A 1808-nucleotide genomic window follows, 5' to 3' on the forward strand; every position below is an offset into this window, starting at 1 on the left:
CGACTCTGCTGGCGAAGTATTTGATCTAGGTCAGGCCGCTGTTGCGATGCCGTGTTGGGTGCAGAGTGCGTGGATGCGGGTGGGGCGGCGCTCTGTCGTGGTGGTGGTGTCGTAGTGGGCGCCGAGTCGGCGGATGTTAATGGCCATGCCGGTGAGGACGTTCTGGAGGTGGGTTTTGGCGAGGCCCCGGTAGCGGGATCGTCGCAGGCCGGGGCCTCGCACCGCTTGTGAGACGGTGCCTTCGATCCCGGCGCGGGCCCGGTAGGCCTCGCGCCATTCGGGGCTGTCCTGTTCGGCCTGCATCCGCATCCGGGCCGTGTGGATCGGTTCGGGATGGATCTCCAGGCTCCGGCCGAGGTGGAGGGCGGAGGAGGTGCACTGGGCGCGGATGGGGCAGGGCCGGCAGTGCGCGCGGGAGAAGGCGACGCGGATCAGGCCGTTCTTCTTGGGCCGCATGGAGATGCTGGTGGCCCCGGCGGGGCAGCGGGTGACGCCTGCCTGCCAGTCGACGTGGAAGTCCTTGGGGGTGAACGTGCCGTTGTGGCAGCCTCGGCCGGTCTGGACGGTGACGGGCGCGATGAGGGTGATGTCGCGTTCGAGGGCGGCGCCGATGTTGGGCCCGCTGGGGTAGCCGGAGTCGAGCAGGTGCTCGCCGGGTTTCAGGTCCCGGTCGATGAGTTTGTCCTGGATGGGGGTGGTGGCGGCGACGTCGGGTTCGGTGGCGCGGGTGGTGTGGACGTCGGTGACCAGGTTGGGTAAGTCCTCGTCGCAGGATTCGGTCAGGTGGGCCTTGGAGCCGGTCCATTCCACGGCGTCCGCGCCGGGTCGGCCTTTGGTGCTGTAGCGGGCTTCGGGGTCGTGGGGCGAGCGGACGCGCTCGGCCGAGGGCGGCAGTTCCTTGGTGTCCCGGTAGCGCGGTTTGCCGGTGGTGGTGGTCTCGTAGTGCTGGTCCCACAGTTCGCGCAGGATCCTGACCTGTGGGAGGTCGTTCATCCACCCGGCGGTGGGGTCCGCGTCGATGGCGGCGATCAGGCTCTGTCCGTCGGCGCCGATCTGCTCGGCGAGCCTGGCGGCCGAGGCGTTCTTGCGGCGCAGGAGCCTGCTGGTCTCGACCTTGCGGCCGTAGCGTTCGTCCCAGCCGGGCCCGAGCAGCGGCACGATCAGGCCGGGGCTGGTGAGGGCGACCTCCTCCAGGGCCATGCGCAGGGCCTCGCCCAGGCACTCGATGCGGTTCAGTGTGCGCACGCAGGCCAGGACGTGGGTGGAGTCGGTGCGCTGGCGGCCGCCGGCGCGCACCAGGCCGGCGGTCGTCAGACGTTCCAGCATCAAGGTCAGCAGGGCATCCGCCCGGTCGCCCTCGACCAGGCGGGCGCGGAACTCGCACAGCACGCTGGCGTCGAATCCGGTGTATTCGAGCTCCAGTCCCAGCGTGTACTTCCAGGAGATCCGGTCCGCGACCGCCACGGCGGCGTCCCGGTCGGAGAGGTTGTGCAGGAACTGCAGGACCGTGACCATTACCAGCAGGGCCGGCGAGAGGCCGGGGCGCCCCAGGTCCGCGTACATCTCCTCGAACTCACCCACGGTGAAGTCCTCGTCGCTGAACAACGGACCCAGCGCGTCCCGCACCCGCATCTCATCGGTCCCACGGGGATGAACCCTGCGAGCCAACGCCACGGTCTCCGCCGGAATCCCCGACACACCACCAGGCCGAAGCACAACCAACCCCCACAGACAGCCAACCCACCCAAACCAGCGGGCACTTACTGTCCCACAACCACCCCAACCGACTTCGCCAGCAGAGTCGCCGG

Annotated in this window: 1 protein-coding gene; it reads right to left on the reverse strand. The window is 69.4% G+C overall.

Features of this window, described 5'->3' with window-relative positions; all coding sequences use genetic code 11:
• Positions 1 to 30: 30 nt before the first annotated feature.
• Positions 31 to 1626, reverse strand: coding sequence for an IS1182 family transposase (locus tag ACZ6Z8_RS39165; RefSeq protein ID WP_465614736.1), 1596 nt, complete (start codon positions 1624 to 1626; stop codon positions 31 to 33).
• Positions 1627 to 1808: the final 182 nt, after the last annotated feature.

It is taken from the genome of Kitasatospora sp. NPDC101108, assembly GCF_055584725.1.